Source organism: Pseudoalteromonas sp. SR43-3, assembly GCF_014163875.1.
In the GTDB taxonomy this organism is placed as follows: Bacteria; Pseudomonadota; Gammaproteobacteria; order Enterobacterales; family Alteromonadaceae; genus Pseudoalteromonas; species Pseudoalteromonas distincta.
On record NZ_JACJEC010000043.1, the window covers coordinates 1 to 1,277 of the forward strand.

General features: G+C 39.1%; 1 protein-coding gene. It reads left to right on the plus strand.

What is annotated here, in order from left to right; all coding sequences use genetic code 11:
• The first annotated feature begins 82 nt into the window (after window positions 1-82).
• Window positions 83-1,261 carry an IS4 family transposase gene (locus H5088_RS20080; protein ID WP_182749617.1) on the plus strand — a complete coding sequence of 393 codons (1,179 nt, stop codon included), beginning with the start codon at window positions 83-85 and terminating at the stop codon, window positions 1,259-1,261.
• Window positions 1,262-1,277: the final 16 nt, after the last annotated feature.

Sequence of the window (1,277 nt, forward strand, 5' to 3'; positions counted from 1 at the left end):
CTGACGAATCCCCAAAACGTGACAGGCACAGCAATTTATGATCTTATGTAAATCACCACAACCCACATAAGTCACAACTGCTATGCCTGAGACATCAGTTTGCCATAAGTACTTTAAACATGCATTAGCGCCATTCAATAATGCCAGAGTAAAAACATTACTAAGCTGCAGTAATGCATTAATTTCGGGCAATAAACTTACCTTAACTGAAATCGGCAGAAATTTGTCTGGCGCTGTGGATGTAAAACATAAAATAAAACGCGTTGATCGCTTCTTAAAAAATACTCACCTCTACAATGAAAGGGTCGCTATCTATGAAGCATTAGCTCATCCTATTATTGACTCTTTACCCATGCTTGCAATTGCCGTTGACTGGAGCGGTGCCTGTGGTCACGACTATCACTTACTGCGAGCAAGCTTACTTGTGGATGGGCGCTCTATCGTGATTTATAACATGATTGTTGAGCAGAAGGATTTTGATAGCCCAGCAACCAACAGCCTGTTTTTAGATGAACTTTATGAAGTGCTTGGACGACATTCTAGTGTCTATATTGTAACAGACGGCGGCTTTCTTACGCCTTGGTATAGTAAAGTACGCGAACTTGGTTGGCATATGATAGGTCGATTAAGAGGCTCAATGAAGTGTAAACTAGCCATGCAATCACAATGGCATACATTAAAACAACTTAGGGCTGGTGCCAGCGATATACCTAAGGCGTTAGGTCAAGCACGATTAACTCAATCCAGCCCGACAGCATGCGATGCATTTTTACACGTATATCATGGAAAAAATAAAGGAAGAAAAGGAAAAAGCAGATTTACGAAAGATACAAAAATGTATCAAAACTTAGCTAAAGAGCCATGGTTACTCGCGACATCAGACAATACAATGACGAGTAAGCGAGTAGTTGGTTTATATAGTAAAAGAATGCAAATAGAGCAAAATTTCCGCGATGACAAAAGTTTGAGATATGGTTTTTCGTGGCGTTTTAGTAAAAGCACCGGCATAAATAGAATAGGAATATTATGCTTGATAGCCACAATAGCGAGCACTGCGTTATGGTTTATAGGGTGTGAAGCAGAAAAAAGAAAGTGGCATATAAAATTTCAAGCAAATAGCGTTAAGAATCGCCGAGTTCTTTCATTTTTAACCTTAGCCAAGCAAGTCATAAAGCTATGTAAGAGACGTATTACACAAAGCTATATAGAAAAAAGTTTAAAAAACTTTATTTTGAATTACGAAAAAGAGGCCGCTGGATAAAGTGGGGATCCCTCAG

Bases quoted from the DNA above. Each gene is read 5' to 3' on its own strand.
- H5088_RS20080 (WP_182749617.1), top strand. From the start codon at position 83: ATGCCTGAGACATCAGTTTGCCATAAGTACTTTAAACATGCATTAGCG.